The following is a 15,379-nucleotide window of genomic DNA, read 5'->3' as shown; positions in this document are numbered from 1 at the left end:
CTTTTTCTTTAATACTAGTATAGGCTAAAAGGAAAAATTTTCAACAAATTATTGTACTCGATTTATATGAATATCCTTCGTGATATTATTAATGACCCAACTAGCACAAATTAAACCAACAGAAGATGGAACAAAAGCATTGGAAGATGGCGGCATTTTCGCTTTACGAATTGCTGCGTCTGGTTTTCCAACAGTTCCAACTACATCTTCACGAACAATTATTGGGCTTTCATCTGAAAACACGACAGGAATTCCTTTTGAAATATGGTCCTCTTTACGTAATTTAGTTCGAATTATTTTAGCAATAGGATCCGTATGAGTTTTAGAGATATCCGCAATTTTAAAACGAGTTGGATCTGTTTTGTTTGCGGCACCCATACTTGAAATTATTTTAATACCACGTTTTAAGCATTCTTTCATTAGATGGATTTTATAAATAATCGTATCTGATGCATCGATTACATAATCTATTCCCAATTCGAAAAACTGTTCATATGTTTCTTCTGTATAAAACATATGCATGTCAATTACTTCACATTCTGGATTAATATCCGCAATTCTTTCTTTCATCACTTCGGATTTAGAGCGTCCAATCGTAGACATATAAGCTACTAATTGTCGATTGATATTAGTAATATCTACATTGTCTTTATCTACTAATATGATTCGGCCGATACCGCTTCTAGCACATGCTTCAGCTGCAAATGACCCTACTCCACCAACACCTAATATGGCAACAGTTGTATTTTTTAATAATTCGATACCTTCTTGCCCTATTGCTAGTTCATTTCTAGAAAATTGATGTAACATACTAAAACACTCCATTTATAACATATTAGTTGAATATTAAATTCGTCTTATCTCACTTGAGTTCAGCTTATGTACCTCACTTGTAGGTGAAAACTCTAAATGGAATTCCCAAATTCAAGTTGGGTGAACCATCATTCTAGTTATAGCCATGAAAAACCCCCCAGCAATTCTTGCTAGAGGGGATATAAGTAATTTAGGACGAATCCCAATAGTGCCGACAAATAAAGCGTATCGTTTTGAACCCGCATTTAGCAGGTGGGTGTCCTCTTTATTAATCCTGGCGTCCCTATTAAGGGCATGTCATTTATAATAAAAGTTAGACTCCCGACGATATAGTTGTTCGGTCAAAACTGATTAGCACGTTGCGAACACATCAGGATTCGTATTACTTGTATGATAGCACAACATTTTTTAAACTTCAATTATTTTATCGTGATATTTTCTCACTATTCTGAACAATCACATTTAGGCTTAATTCCTCAAGTTGGGCTGAAGCTACAGAACTAGGAGCCTGAGTTAACAAGCAACTAGCGCTTGCTGTTTTCGGAAATGCGATAGTGTCACGAAGATTTGTTCTCCCTGAAAGCAACATAACTAAACGATCTAAACCGAAAGCTACCCCGCCATGTGGAGGCGTTCCGTATTCAAATGCTTCCATTAAGAAACCAAATTGCTCTTTCGCTTCTTCTTCTGAGAAACCAAGAATTTCAAACATTTTCTCTTGAACGTCTCTAGAATAAATACGTAATGACCCTCCACCAAGCTCATATCCGTTTAACACTAAGTCATAAGCTTGTGCTCGCACTTTACTCGGTTCTGAATCCATTAAAGCAAGATCCTCGTCGAAAGGTCTTGTGAAAGGATGATGCGCAGCATAATAACGCCCTTCTTTTTCATCGTATTCAAATAACGGCCAATCAACTACCCATAAGAATTCAAATCTACTTTCATCGATTAGTTGAAGGTCTTTCCCTAACTTCATACGAAGTGCTCCAAGTGCATCAGCTACAACTGATTTTTTATCCGCAACAAATAATAGTAAGTCTCCTGCAGTAGCTTCTAATGTTTCAATTAAGCTTGTTGCAGCATCTCCTTCAAAGAACTTAGCGATAGGTCCTTTCAAACCTTCTTGGTCCACTTTTAACCAAGCAAGACCTTTTGCACCATAAACAGCCGCAAACTCACCAAGAGCGTCAATATCTTTTCTTGAATAGTTATCTGCTGCTCCCTTAACGTTAATTGCTTTAACTTGCCCACCATTCTCAACTGCGGAAGCAAATACTTTAAATGCACTATCTTTCACAATTTCGGATAGGTCTACTAATTCCAAACCAAAACGTACATCTGGTTTATCAGATCCAAAACGATCCATCGCTTCATCATAGTTCATACGATTAAAAGGAATGGTTACGTCGATGCCCTTTACATCTTTCATAATTTTTTTCATCATTCGTTCATTCATTTCCAAAATTTCATCCATCGATAAGAAGCTCATTTCCATGTCGATTTGTGTGAATTCTGGTTGACGGTCCGCACGTAAATCTTCATCACGGAAACATCTAGCTATTTGGTAGTACTTTTCGAAACCGGATACCATTAACATTTGTTTAAATAATTGTGGTGATTGTGGTAATGCATAAAATTCTCCTGGGTGTACACGACTAGGAACTAAATAGTCACGAGCACCTTCAGGTGTTGATTTTGTAAGAATCGGTGTTTCTACTTCTAAAAATCCTTCTTCATCTAAGAAACGTCTTACTGTTTTTGTAATATCAGAACGCATTTTAAATGTGTCATACATTACTGGTCTTCTTAAATCTAAATAGCGGTATTTCAAACGAATATCTTCCCCAGCATCCGTTTGATTTTCTATAGGAAATGGTGGAGTTTTAGCTTCGTTTATTATTGTTACTTCCGTTGCATGAACCTCTATTGAGCCAGAAGGAATATTAGGGTTAATTTGATTTTCAGCACGAGCAATCACTGTACCATGAACTTCAATAATGTATTCATTACGAAGTTTATCCGCTACATCGATTGCAGATTGTGAAAGTTCAGGATTGAATACTACTTGAACTAACCCGGAACGATCTCTAACATCAACAAAAATCAATCCACCCAAGTCTCTTCTTTTTTGTACCCATCCGATTAGCTGGACAGATTCGCCAATATGTTGTTCATTTAATTCACCACTAGTATGTGTTCTTTTCATTTTTCTTCCTCCACTCAAGCTAAAATACTATTTTTCAATTGCTCTACTAACTGAACCCAAGGAACAAGTTGTTGCTCTCCGTTTGATAAATTTTTAAGCATAACACTTTCTTTTTCCATTTCATCGTCACCGATTACAAGCACAAATTTTGCTTTGAGACGATCTGCTGATTTCATTTGTGTTTTGATTTTTCGATCTAAGTAATCCATTTCAGAAGTGATATTATTTTGACGGAGTTCATACGTAAGTTCTACCGCTTTTTTCTTAGCAGTCTCTCCCATACCAATAACATATACATCTAATGAGGATGGATCAGCCCATTCCTTATTCTCTGCTTCAATAGCAAGTAATAATCTTTCTATACTCATTGCGAATCCAATTCCTGGAGATGCTGGCCCACCTAATTCTTCTACTAATCCGTTATATCTTCCACCACCAGCAAGTGTCGTAATTGCCCCGAATCCTTCCGCAGCACTCATAATTTCAAATGCAGTATGATTGTAATAATCTAGACCACGTACTAAATTTGGATCTACTTCAAATTCGATATTAAGTGCCGTTAAATAATCTTTAACTTTTTCAAAATAAGCTGCTGATTCTTCATTTAAAAAATCTGCTAAAGATGGAGCAGTAGCCATTAATGGGTTGTTACGGTCAACTTTACAATCTAAAATACGAAGGGGATTTTTTTGAAGTCTATTTTGGCAATCTGAACAAAACGCTTCGATATGTGGTTCAAAGTGATTTACTAACGCTTCTTTATGAGCTACTCGACTTTCCGTATCCCCTAGAGAATTGATAACAAGCTTTAATTTTTTTAATCCCGCTTTTTGATAGACTGACATCGCTAATGAAATTACCTCTGCGTCAATTGCAGGATCCGCACTTCCAATTGCTTCAATTCCAAATTGAACAAACTGACGATACCTTCCTGCTTGTTGTCTTTCATATCGGAACATCGGACCCATATAATATAACTTCACAGGTTGATCAGGGTATCCAAACATTTTATGCTCAACAAATGCTCTTACTGCCGAAGCAGTTCCCTCAGGTCTTAATGTCAATGAACGGTTCCCTCTATCTTGAAATGTATACATTTCTTTTTGGACAATATCCGTTGTATCACCCACACTTCTAGTGAACAATTCAGTATGTTCAAATACAGGAGTTCTAATTTCTTTATATTGATATAGTCGACATGTCTCTCTGATTAAATCCTCTACTATTTGCCATTTGCCTGTTTCACTTGGCAAAATGTCCTGTGTTCCTCTTGGCACCTTAATATCCATGGCTATTGCCCCTTTCTATGACAAATAAAAAAAGCCCCCATCCCTTGCTTAATAGCAAGGGACGAGAGCTAATATTAGCTTCCGCGGTTCCACCCTAGTTGGTCAAACAATTGACCCTCTCATTTCTGGATAACGACCAGCCCCGTTTTTGCCTACTAAAGAATTCTTTTTCGACAAAAAACCTCTCGAATGTTGTTCACTGTTTTCGTCTGTAGGAAAGATTTCAGCCGCGTCTCTCCCTCTCTAGTCATCCGTTTATCACAGCTACTTTTTCGGTCACAGGTTTGTTAATTGAATATAATTATACTTTATCTTAATAACAGGAATGAAATAAGTCAACCTTTTTAAACAAAAGGTAGAAATTTCATGACAGAATATTTACAATAAGGATAGGGGGGATACAATGATCGACAAACTAATGCAGAAAATGACATTTATCATTATTTCTATTATTTTAGTTATACCTGTTTTTCATGTTTATGCACAAGAAAATGATGTGACAGTAAATGTGGAATCACTTAAAGTTCGTTCTGGTCCTGGTCTTACATATAACGTAATAGGTACAGTGGAGCAAGATGATAAGCTCACAGTTATTGGTAAAGAAAATGATTGGCTACAAATCAATTATGGAGAAACAAATGGTTGGGTCGCTAGTTGGTATACAAAAAGCGAAGCAATTGAAATAACAAATAAACAAATTGTTTCAAAAGTAAATAAACTAAATGTCCGTAAAGAACCTTCATTATCGTCTGCAGTAATTGGCCAACTACAAGAAGGAAATCAATTTATTGCCTTAAAATCAGAAGGTGAATGGATTGAGATAGCTTTCAACGATCAAAAGGGTTGGGTACATAGTGAATACGTTTCAATAGTAGACCAAACAAAAGAAGAACAGCCGAAAACTGAAGTCACCTCCAGCGGAGATATGTTTGTGGTTTCAGTAGATATTCTTAATGTTCGTGCGAAGCCAGATCTATCTTCAAGGAAAATCGGACAAGTCGAAAAAAACCAGGCCTTTGAAATTCTCGAAAAAGATCATAATTGGGTTCAAATAAAATTAAAGAACGGTAAAAAGGGATGGGTTTATAGCTTTTATGGTAATTTCGCAGAGCAACCAAAATCATCCGTTCAATCAGCCACGTCTAATGAAACAATTAAAATTCTATACAATGGAACAAATTTACGTTCCGATAGTGCAACTAGTAGTGAAGTGGTTGCCCGGGTGGATGCTGGTGAAACTTTTACTGTAATTGAAAAAATAAATGATTGGTATAAAATTGAGCTAGCAGATAAAACGACTGCTTTCGTAGCAAGTTGGGTCGTTTCAACAAATGATTCTGCACCAATAACTTCTGAAAAACCAACAGAAAGTCGTAAAAAAGGAACTTTAAATGGTCTAACTCTAGTAATTGATGCTGGACATGGCGGAAATGACCGTGGAACTACCGGAGCATTAGGAACGGATGAAAAAGATATTACGCTATTAACTGCAGAGTTATTATCTACTAAATTGAAATCTGCAGGGGCAAACGTCATCATGACAAGAGAATCTGATGTTTACGTTGATTTACGTAAACGAGTATCTATAAGTCATCAAAACGCTGCAGATGCTTTTATCAGTCTACATTACGATGCAATTGAAAATAACTCCGTCCGAGGATTGACTACATACTATATGTATGATTACCAAAAAGAATTAGCTTCCTATGTTCATAAAGAACTGAGCGATATGGTTTCTCTGAAAGACAGAGGAACACAACCTGGAAATTATTTAATTCTTCGAGAAAATAAACAGAAAGCTATTTTAATAGAGTTAGGTTATTTGAGTAACGCAAACGAAGAACGTCAAGTAACAACAGAAAAATATAGAGAACAAGCAACACACGGAATATATAATGGAATCATTAACTATTTTGATGATCAGTTAGAGAAATAGTGAAACCAATCATACAATTATTTTTAAGGTGAAATTTTGAAGAGCGGTAAGTGACTATGAAACTTATCGCTCCCTTTTTTTATTTTCTTATTACATAGTCTTGTGGAAACAACAAAAATACTTAAAAACTCAAAAAATAAAAAGACAGTATACACCTCATATTTTTGAGTTTTGTTTACTGTCTGAATTATATTGACTTTTTTCCACTACCACTTTTTATGCTTCTAACATTATCGTCACAGGTCCATCATTTGTAAAAGTAACGTCCATCATAGCACCAAAAATCCCGGTTTCTACAACAAACCCTTTCTCTCGAAGCTTATCATTAAATAACTCCCATAAAGGCTTTGCAATTTCTGGACGTGCTGCATCAATAAAACTCGGTCTTCTTCCCTTTCGAGTATCTGCGTATAACGTAAATTGGGAAACAGAAAGGATAGATCCACCTGCTTCTACAATAGAGTGATTCATCTTTCCTTCTGCATCTTCAAATAAACGTAGTCCAGCAATTTTGTCGGTTAAATAGTTTATTTCTTTTTCACTATCTGTTGAAGTAATGCCGACTAATAATAGATATCCATGACCAATGGAGCCAGTAATTTCCCCATCAACTGTTACAGATGCATTTTTGCAACGCTGTAATAATACTTTCATGAGAAAAAAACCCCTTTAATTTATAATTCGTTGAACCGAATATACATCCGGCAATTGCTTAATACGATCAGCCACTTTATGTAAATGGGCAATATCTGTGATTTTTATTGTCATATTAATCGTTGCAATATCATTTTCTATTTTTCCACTTACAGCAGCGATGTTCGTTTTTGACTCATTTACTACTTGCAGTACTTCGTTTAATAGACCAGCTCGATCAAAAGCAGATACTTCTATATCTACTTGATAGTCTTTTTTCATTGGAGTATCCGATTGCTCCCATTCCACCTCGATTATTCTAGAGTGGGATTCATCACTTTGAACGTTAGGGCAATCTGCTCGGTGAACTGAGACTCCTCTTCCTTTAGTTATAAAACCTACTATTTCATCTCCAGGTACAGGGCTACAACATCTAGAAAGTCGTATTAACAAATTTTCTATGCCTTTTACAACAACACCAGATTCAGTTGACTTTTTAGGTGCCGGAGCTTTCATTTCAGTTGTAATTTTTTCGAGTGCTTCTTCTTGGTCGCGAATTTTCCGCATTTTCTCAGCTAAACGATTTACAACTTGCTGTGCTGTAATTCCATTGAAGCCAACAGCAGCATACAAATCCTCTTCCCCGGCAAATGCATACTTCTCGCATACTCGTTTAATGTTATCAGGAGTTAATACTTCTTTTACATCAAATTCCTGTGCTTTAATTTCTTTTTCAATTTGTTCTTTACCTTTAATAACGTTCTCATCACGAAGCTGCTTTTTAAAAAATTGCTTAATCTTATTTTTTGCTTGTGAGGATTGGGCAATTTTTACCCAATCGCGACTTGGCCCAAAGGATTGCTTAGATGTTAATACCTCGATGATATCCCCTGTTTTTAACTTCGTATCTAACGGAACCATTTTGCCGTTCACTTTCGCGCCAATGGTTTTATTACCAACTTCAGAATGGACTCGATATGCAAAATCTATTGGAACTGAACCTGCAGGTAGTTCAATTACATCACCTTTAGGTGTAAATACGTAAACCATATCAGAGAACAAATCGAATTTTAAAGATTCCATAAACTCTTCCGCATTTGAAGATTCTTGTTGAAACTCTAAAATTTCTCTAAACCATGTTAATTTCGAGTCAATATTTTGTTTATTATTTTCAACCTTTTTACCTTCTTTGTATGCCCAGTGAGCTGCAACCCCATATTCCGCAATATTATGCATTTCTTCTGTGCGGATTTGCACCTCTAACGGATCACCATTAGGACCAATTACAGTCGTATGGAGTGATTGATATAAGTTTTGTTTCGGCATCGCTATATAGTCTTTAAATCGACCAGGCATTGGTTTCCACAGTGTATGGATAACCCCTAAAACGGCATAACAATCTTTTATGCTGTTGACGATAATTCGCATAGCTAGCAAATCATAAATCTCATTAAATTGTTTGTTCTGAACAACCATTTTACGATAAATACTGTATATATGTTTTGGTCTACCCGAAATATCCGCATCTACTTCCATATCATCTAACTGTTTACGAATATCATTCATTACATTTTTTAAATACGCTTCTCGTTCCGTACGCTTCTTTTTCATAAAATTAACAATGCGATAATATTGTTGGGGATTTAAATAGCGAAGTGCTGTATCCTCAAGTTCCCATTTCACTGCTGATATTCCAAGACGATGGGCAAGTGGAGCAAATATTTCTAATGTTTCGTTCGAAATACGTCGCTGTTTTTCTTCCGGTAAATGTTTTAACGTACGCATATTATGTAAACGGTCTGCAAGCTTTATTAAAATAATACGTATATCTTGTGCCATAGCAATGAACATTTTTCGGTGATTTTCCGCTTGCTGCTCTTCTTTTGACATATATTTTATTTTACCTAGTTTTGTAACACCTTCGACTAGTAGTGCAACTTCTTCATTAAATTCGCGAACGATATCTTCTCTCGTATATTCAGTATCCTCTACAACATCATGTAAAAAGCCAGCAGCAACGGTTTCGGGATCCATTTGAAGATCAGCTAGAATTCCGGCTACTTGAATAGGATGTAATATGTATGGTTCACCAGAATTTCGGAATTGTTCTCGATGCGCATGCTCTGCTAAATTATATGCTTTTTTGACAAAGGAAACATGCTCTTCATTCATATAAGTAGAGAGTGTTTGGAAAACATCTTCTGCTGTCTTCACTTGATCTTTTGCCATGCTAAGTCACCTGATTTCGTTATATTTCTAGAATAGTATATAAGTTATATTGTATAAAAAAAAAGATGGACTTGTAAAGTCCACCCCTTTGACTGTTGAGAAAAGCTAAGCTTAAGAAAATAAAAGCTCTCAACGCTTTCAAAGAAAGTTTGTTAATGAAGTAATTAGTATTGCATCAATGTGCAAATATCATAGTTATCCAGCTTATTTCTTCCTTCTAAATACGTTAGCTCTATTAAGAAAGCACAACCAACTACAACTCCACCTAGCTCTTCTACTAATTTAATAGTCGCATCGATTGTACCACCAGTAGCAAGTAAATCATCTACGATAAGAACCTTTTGACCAGGTTTCACGGCATCTTTATGCATTGTTAAAATATCTTTTCCATATTCCAAACCATATTCTGCACGTATTACTTCACGAGGAAGCTTGCCCTCTTTACGAACAGGAGCAAATCCAACACCAAGTGCATAGGCAACAGGACAACCTATTATAAATCCACGTGCTTCAGGTCCTACAATAATATCTGCTTGTACTTTTTTAGCATATTCGACAATTTGGTCAGTTGCATATTTATATGCTTCTCCATTATCCATAATTGTTGTAATATCTTTAAAACTAATACCTGGTTTTGGCCAGTCTTCTACTGTCGTCACATATTGCTTTAAATCCATAAATGCTCCTCCTCAGGAACGGTTTGTACTGCTTTCCGCTCTTCAAACCATTGTTTCAGCTCCATATACGGGGCGTATAATAGCTTTTGTTCAAGTTTTATTTGTTTCTCTCGTTGTTTATACGCTGGTGCTTCCGATAAATCTGACTTAGTCAGTTGTTCATTTAACACTAACATCCCATTGTCTATTCTAACAAAATTAAGTTCAAAAAACACCTGTGACATAAAATTAATTGTATTTTGACTCCAGCCTGTATGTTTGGATAGTTCATGAATATTCTTTTTCAATGCAAATGTTTTTCTTTTAGACAAAAATGAAAAATACCATTTGAACTGTTCCCGAGAAGGAAGTCCTTCAAAATAAATAGAATCATTGCCATAAAAGTGTGCATAGACTCTTGACCAATTGTGGTATTCTAACAATTTATAAATAGAAGATTCATCATTTGGCAAATCCAATATAGTGACATAATCTGCTTTGATCTGATGATTTATTAGATCAGTAAAAATCCAAATTTTTTCTTTTATAAGAGAGTTAAAATGGGAAACAGTATCTTCGTTAAAAGCAATAAATACATTTTTTTCTACAGGTATCGTCGGCAGCCAACGATTTACTTGACGAATACCACGTATATCAAACAGCTGCCAATCGTTTGACTTGGCATCTTCAATCATTAGCTGAGGTTTTTTCCGACCATTCCATTCATTAATTTGTAAATCTCCAATGAATGAGAGTTTAGCTGTTGGTGAAATCTCATCCGCTAATTCTCCTTTACCAAAGCCAATGGCATCCAAAGCTATACCACCATATTTGAGCTCCATTTTCACATGGTTTTGTGCAGAACCAATTTTTCGTACTGTTGCAACCTCCACATTTTCTATACAGTACACGGGCTTAGCAAAATCCATCCCAAAGGGAGAAAGTTTTTGTAAGGATTCTATTGCTTCCGTTGTAATTTCATTCATTTCCAGTGGTACATCGATTGAAACAACTGGTATTAAATGCTCATCCGTCAAACAAGCTTTCGCTTGGTCTATTAATCTATCTCTTAATTCTCCAACATTATCAAGCGGCAAAGTCATACCTGCTGCCATAGGATGTCCACCAAAGTGAGGTATAATATCACTATTTTTAGCGAGCTCCTTGAACATATGGAAGCCTTCAATACTTCTAGCAGAACCTTTAGCAATTTGTTTTTCTTCATCAAACCCCAATACGATTGCGGGGCGGTAATACTTTTCTACGAGTTTGGAAGCGACAATTCCTAAGACGCCAGGATTCCAATCTTTTTTACCAACAACAATTACACTAGGTCCTTCTATGTTGCCAGCCTGTTCAATTAACTGAATAGCTTCGTCGGATATCTGTTTCACAATGGCTTGTCTTTCTTTGTTTTTCTCATGTAACATGTTTGCGATTGCGTGTGCATCAGCTATGTCTTCTGTTAAAAATAATTCAACACCTGGAGCTGCTTCACCTAATCTACCTACTGCGTTTATTCGGGGTCCAAACATAAACCCTACTGTTTCCTCGTTAATGGTAGGCACTTCAATTCCGCTAACTTTTGCCAATGCTTCGATAGCTATCAGATTTGACCCATTCATTTGCTTTATTCCTTGCTGCACAAAGTAGCGGTTCTCTCCTGTTAAGGAAACTAAATCCGCAATTGTTCCAATTGCAACTAAGTAATATAACTCCTTAGGAACCTCACCTAATAAGGCATGTGCTACTTTAAATGCGACACCGACTCCAGCTAAATGTGGAAACGGATAAGATGTATTCTTTAAACCGGGATGTATAATGATATCTGCTACAGGAAGTTCCTCACCTGGTTCATGGTGATCCGTTACAATTACATCCATACCAAGATCTTTTGCAAATTGAATTGGTTTAAGTCCAGAAATTCCATTATCTACGGTAATTATTAATCTTACACCTTCATCGTAAGCTTCTTGGAATAAACGCTCGCTAGGGCCATAGCCATCAATAAATCGATTCGGAATTTTAAAAATCACATCTGCACCCATAGAAAGTAAGGTTTTCATCATTACTGTAGTACTAGTAATTCCATCAGCATCATAATCTCCATATACCATAATCCTTTCTTGTTGATCAATTGCTTTGAAAACACGTGCAACTAGCTCGTCCATCCCATTCAGTAAAAAAGGATTATGTATATGGTCTTTCGTCAAATGTAAAAAGTTATAAGCTTCTTCTACCGTTTGAAAACCTCTTGATACCATTACTTTTGCACAAACACTAGGTATAGAAAGTTCCTTCTCAAAAGTAGATACTAATTGTTCATCTGGTCTTGAAATTTTCCATCTTTTTTGCGATTGAATCATATTTTCACTTCCTTGACCTCTATTATACTACAATTACAGACGGAGCTTATAGGAAATGCATAAATATAGCGGGCTCTCTTCACGTTCAAGAACTGCTTCCAAATTTGACTTATCTAAATAATGACTTCCGATAAAAAAGAAAATCGTTGAAATAGCTCCCTTTCCGCGGGCGTTGCCTTAGCCTCCTCGCTGCGCTGTGGGTCTGAGCGTAGCGAAATTAATTTTTGCGACGAGCTTGCGCAGGAGCGAGGGAAGCGGCTGAAGCCATGCCGTCGGAAAGCGTCCGCCTGGAACGGAAATCTATCGCACTAATAGAAGATACGAAGAAAGAGGCTACCCTTAAAAGTCATTTTCTATGACTTTCAGTACAGCCCCTATGCTCATATTTAATGATTAGTCTTTATTAAAAACCGATTATATTTCGCTAACTGGTTTTATCAGTGTTTTGAAGAATTATCTAGTCGTCCCTCTTGTGCAACTAAATCATTTTGAAGTACACCTATAGAATGATCTTTCTTTTCAAGCTCTCTTTCTAGATTTTTGACCTTACGAGAAAGAACAAATGATCGATATATTGCAATAGAACCACTCAGGAGAGCACCAAGAAGTGCTGAGCCTAAAATAACTAAAATGAGCGGCCACTGCGCTGTACCAATAACGTAGTTTACAGGTACTTTTTCTACATTATTAACAGCAAAAAGAGCAATAATAACGGCAAATATTAATCCAAATAAAAGTGACCATTGTAATTTCATCTATATTCCTCTTTTCAATAAAAAAATAGAACAGAATATATAAAATATACCCTGTTCTATCTTTTATTAACCATTATACGACAGGCTCATCTGAACCCCATTTTTTCTCTTCTTTTTGTACATCAATCCCACCAGTTTTCCGCAGCTCTTTCACTTTTAAATCAAACCAAACTTGAACTGCGATAAAAATGGATGAATATGTTCCTGCTAGTAATCCAATTAGCAATGCGATAGAGAAGTTTCGAATTCCTTCTGCACCAAAGATTAATAGTGCAACAACTACTAATACAACAGTCAGTACTGTATTAACAGAACGACCAAGTGTTTGTCTTAATGACTTATTAACAATTGTCGCAAGTTCCTCTTCAGTCGTAATCTTTTTACTTCGATGCAAGTTCTCTCGAATACGGTCAAATGTAACGATTGTGTCATTAATTGAATAACCTACAATCGTTAACACTGCGGCTATAAACGTTATATCGACTTCTAAACGTAATATACTAAAAACAGTTACCATTAAGAATGCATCATGTACTAGGGATACGATGGAACCTACACCCATTCTCCATTCAAAACGGAATGCAACGTAAATTAAAATACCAAGTGCTGCAATAGAAAGGGCTTTTATTGCATTTTTTGCAAGCTCTTTCCCTACTGTCGGAGATACACTACTTACAGTTGGGTCTATACCAAACTCTTGAGTCATTTCCGTCTTAAGTGTTTTAACTTCCTCTTGCGTAAAGTCTTCTTTGTAGCGAACGACTGCGAGGTCATTATTATCACCTGAAATTACTATATCTTCTGAAGAAAGACCAATGTGGTCCAGTTTTTCAGCGACAGCTTCCTGCGTTAACGGTTGAGTTGATTGTATATCTACTCGTGTACCGCTTGAAAAGTCTATCCCCAGATTTAGTTTTAATGTACTTAACACAATAATACCTGCAACGGTCAATACAATAGAAATAGTATAGAATATTTTACGACTGTGAACAAAATCGAAACGATCAAATTTGGTCGTCAAATCAAGTGTGTCCACATTTTCTTCAGGTGCGTGAATTCGTTTCTTAGGAATACCAAACCAACCTGGTTTATTATCCCAATACCCACTATTTACAAGTAAGCCTAATAATACTCTTGAAGCCCAAACTGCAGTTATGAATACTACTAAAATACTGATGATCAACAATGTAGCGAACCCTTTTACAGAACTTGTACCAAAGTAGAATAACACGATAGCTGCCAAAAGCGTCGTAAGGTTGGCATCTAATATTGCTGTAAATGCCTCTTTTGCTCCAGTATTAAACGCTTTTTTAACAGACTTACCAACACGTAATTCTTCCCTTATACGTTCATATGTCAAGATGTTCGCGTCTACTGCCATACCTACACCAAGCACAATTGCAGCGATACCAGGAAGCGTTAATACACCATTAATCCAATCAAATATTACAAGGATCAAGAAAATGTAAACAACTAAAGAAATAACTGCTATGAAACCTGGAAGACGATAGTAGAAAATCATAAAAATAAATATTAAGGCTACTCCAATAATACTAGCTAATATTGTACTATTTAATGCTGATTCTCCAAATTGAGCACCAACAGAAGTGGAGAAAATTTCCTCTAAGTGAACAGGTAATGCTCCAGCATTTAAAATACCTGACAAGCTTTTAGTTTCCTCAACAGTAAAGGTACCGGAAATTTCAACACTATCTGAACTAATTCTTTGTGACACTCGTGGAGCTGATGTGAATTTAGGATCAGGTTTTAAAACCTCTTCTTTGTAGGAATCTACACCCTCTTCAAAATCCAACCAAATAACTAATACATTATCTGGTGCTGGTTTAGCAGCGATTTCTTCCGTCACTTGCGCAAACTTATTTGCATCTTTTAACTCAAGCGTAACGATTGGTTGTCCATTTTGGTCAAAGGCTGCTTTTGCTCCGCCTTGTTTTAAATCAGTTCCATCCAGCTTGATATTATCATCTGAATCACGGAAAGTTAAATTTGCTTGTGTAGAAAGCAGCTCTCTTGCAGAGTTTTGGTCTTCTACTCCTGCAAGTTGCACACGGATGCGGTTGCCACCTTCGATTTGAATACTAGGCTCACTAACTCCTAATACGTCAATACGGCTAGTTAAAGCGGAAGCGGTATCCGCTACTACATCCTCTGTAATTTTCTGTCCCTCTTTTAATTCTTCTACTTGATAAAGAACTTCAAATCCACCTTGTAAATCTAAGCCTAGTTTAATATTGTTTAGTACTCCACTAACTGTAGGACTTATTGTCCCTGCAAAGATTACAAGAAGTAATAAAAACGCAACTATGCGTCCTCTAGTTTTCATATGTATATTTCCTCCTAAAAAGCTACCAACGTCGTCAGCTACGACAAGCAACAGGCGTCTGATGCTAAACAATTACTATAAGATATATGTTCTACTTCAAAAAACGCAACATATTTATTATGAAACACGATAGGCTCTCTGTCAAATAA

The 15,379-nt window shown here is 36.3% G+C and carries 10 protein-coding genes, 1 other RNA gene and 1 other annotated feature; of the genes, 1 reads left to right on the top strand and 10 read right to left on the bottom strand.

The window, feature by feature from the left end; translation table 11 throughout:
• Positions 1 to 48: 48 nt before the first annotated feature.
• The 4 genes from P2Q73_RS07230 to hisS all read right to left on the bottom strand — a co-directional run bounded on the left by P2Q73_RS07230 (position 49) and on the right by hisS (position 4,311).
• Positions 49 to 810: a tRNA threonylcarbamoyladenosine dehydratase gene (locus tag P2Q73_RS07230; RefSeq protein ID WP_056831588.1), complete on the bottom strand. Its 762-nt coding sequence runs from the start codon at positions 808 to 810 to the stop codon at positions 49 to 51.
• A gap of 198 nt (positions 811 to 1,008) precedes the next feature.
• A non-coding RNA gene (ssrS, locus tag P2Q73_RS07225) (6S RNA) lies at positions 1,009 to 1,193 on the bottom strand.
• Between the two features lie 44 nt (positions 1,194 to 1,237).
• Entirely contained in the window at positions 1,238 to 3,022 is a 1,785-nt protein-coding gene (aspS, locus tag P2Q73_RS07220; protein ID WP_056831586.1) for an aspartate--tRNA ligase, read from the bottom strand.
• Positions 3,023 to 3,036: 14 nt separating this feature from the next.
• Positions 3,037 to 4,311 carry a histidine--tRNA ligase gene (hisS, locus tag P2Q73_RS07215; protein ID WP_056831584.1) on the bottom strand — a complete coding sequence of 425 codons (1,275 nt, stop codon included), beginning with the start codon at positions 4,309 to 4,311 and terminating at the stop codon, positions 3,037 to 3,039.
• A gap of 54 nt (positions 4,312 to 4,365) precedes the next feature.
• Positions 4,366 to 4,600, bottom strand: a binding site (T-box leader).
• Between the two features lie 114 nt (positions 4,601 to 4,714).
• On the opposite strand from hisS, the gene P2Q73_RS07210 reads away from it, so the two are divergent.
• Positions 4,715 to 6,247: an N-acetylmuramoyl-L-alanine amidase family protein gene (locus P2Q73_RS07210; RefSeq protein WP_056831582.1), complete on the top strand. Its 1,533-nt coding sequence runs from the start codon at positions 4,715 to 4,717 to the stop codon at positions 6,245 to 6,247.
• Positions 6,248 to 6,463: 216 nt separating this feature from the next.
• On the opposite strand, the gene dtd is transcribed toward P2Q73_RS07210, so the two are convergent.
• From dtd to secDF, 6 genes are all read right to left on the bottom strand, one after another.
• A complete protein-coding gene (gene dtd, locus P2Q73_RS07205) occupies positions 6,464 to 6,901 on the bottom strand; it encodes a D-aminoacyl-tRNA deacylase (RefSeq protein WP_056831580.1) in 438 nt (145 codons plus the stop codon).
• Positions 6,902 to 6,916: 15 nt separating this feature from the next.
• Positions 6,917 to 9,109 (bottom strand): RelA/SpoT family protein, encoded by a 2,193-nt coding sequence (locus P2Q73_RS07200; RefSeq protein WP_053588790.1) that lies wholly within the window; start codon positions 9,107 to 9,109, stop codon positions 6,917 to 6,919.
• Between the two features lie 164 nt (positions 9,110 to 9,273).
• Complete coding sequence (locus P2Q73_RS07195; RefSeq protein WP_056831577.1) at positions 9,274 to 9,786, bottom strand: adenine phosphoribosyltransferase; 513 nt, start codon at positions 9,784 to 9,786, stop codon at positions 9,274 to 9,276.
• Positions 9,777 to 12,131, bottom strand: coding sequence for a single-stranded-DNA-specific exonuclease RecJ (gene recJ, locus P2Q73_RS07190; protein ID WP_056831575.1), 2,355 nt, complete (start codon positions 12,129 to 12,131; stop codon positions 9,777 to 9,779). Before recJ ends, P2Q73_RS07195 begins: the two co-directional genes overlap by 10 nt.
• A gap of 437 nt (positions 12,132 to 12,568) precedes the next feature.
• Positions 12,569 to 12,886, bottom strand: coding sequence for a LapA family protein (locus P2Q73_RS07185; RefSeq protein WP_056831573.1), 318 nt, complete (start codon positions 12,884 to 12,886; stop codon positions 12,569 to 12,571).
• A gap of 73 nt (positions 12,887 to 12,959) precedes the next feature.
• Positions 12,960 to 15,230, bottom strand: coding sequence for a protein translocase subunit SecDF (gene secDF / locus P2Q73_RS07180; RefSeq protein WP_056831572.1), 2,271 nt, complete (start codon positions 15,228 to 15,230; stop codon positions 12,960 to 12,962).
• Between the last annotated feature and the right edge of the window lie 149 nt (positions 15,231 to 15,379).

The sequence above is a fragment of the Bacillus sp. Cr_A10 genome (genome assembly GCF_029222665.1).
Taxonomy (GTDB): Bacteria; Bacillota; Bacilli; order Bacillales_A; family Planococcaceae; genus Psychrobacillus.
The sequence above is the reverse complement of the archived record's forward strand: the minus strand, read 5'-3'. Positions and strand labels throughout refer to the sequence as shown.

What these genes read in the sequence shown, in the direction of transcription:
- P2Q73_RS07230 (WP_056831588.1), bottom strand. Translation starts at nt 810, where the DNA reads ATGTTACATCAATTTTCTAGAAATGAACTAGCAATAGGGCAAGAAGGT.
- aspS (WP_056831586.1), bottom strand. Translation starts at nt 3,022, where the DNA reads ATGAAAAGAACACATACTAGTGGTGAATTAAATGAACAACATATTGGC.
- hisS (WP_056831584.1), bottom strand. Translation starts at nt 4,311, where the DNA reads ATGGATATTAAGGTGCCAAGAGGAACACAGGACATTTTGCCAAGTGAA.
- P2Q73_RS07210 (WP_056831582.1), top strand. Translation starts at nt 4,715, where the DNA reads ATGATCGACAAACTAATGCAGAAAATGACATTTATCATTATTTCTATT.
- dtd (WP_056831580.1), bottom strand. Translation starts at nt 6,901, where the DNA reads ATGAAAGTATTATTACAGCGTTGCAAAAATGCATCTGTAACAGTTGAT.
- P2Q73_RS07200 (WP_053588790.1), bottom strand. Translation starts at nt 9,109, where the DNA reads ATGGCAAAAGATCAAGTGAAGACAGCAGAAGATGTTTTCCAAACACTC.
- P2Q73_RS07195 (WP_056831577.1), bottom strand. Translation starts at nt 9,786, where the DNA reads ATGGATTTAAAGCAATATGTGACGACAGTAGAAGACTGGCCAAAACCA.
- recJ (WP_056831575.1), bottom strand. Translation starts at nt 12,131, where the DNA reads ATGATTCAATCGCAAAAAAGATGGAAAATTTCAAGACCAGATGAACAA.
- P2Q73_RS07185 (WP_056831573.1), bottom strand. Translation starts at nt 12,886, where the DNA reads ATGAAATTACAATGGTCACTTTTATTTGGATTAATATTTGCCGTTATT.
- secDF (WP_056831572.1), bottom strand. Translation starts at nt 15,230, where the DNA reads ATGAAAACTAGAGGACGCATAGTTGCGTTTTTATTACTTCTTGTAATC.